Genomic DNA, 216 nt, shown 5'->3' with positions numbered 1-216 from the left:
AGCCGTCGATCTGCTTGAGGCCCTTCTGGAAGGCCATGGTGGAGTAGATCGGGTCGGTGATCTGCTCCGGGCTGCCCCAACCACTGGAGGGGCGCTGCTGGAACAGGCCCAGCGAGTCGTGGTCGTTACGGTCGCCGAGGTGGCCCAGGTTCTCCAGCTTCGACTCCTGCAGGCTGGTGGCGATGGAGATGACCGCGGCCCGCTCGTCCAGACCCG

At 66.7% G+C, this 216-nt stretch carries 1 pseudogene; it reads right to left on the bottom strand.

Features of this window, described 5'->3' with window-relative positions:
- A pseudogene (locus AC5RWQ_RS30835) lies at positions 1-216 on the bottom strand (hypothetical protein); the annotation flags it as partial.

This window comes from Micromonospora sp. BS32 (genome assembly GCF_059089345.1).
This window is presented reverse-complemented; position numbering and strand designations above follow the sequence as displayed.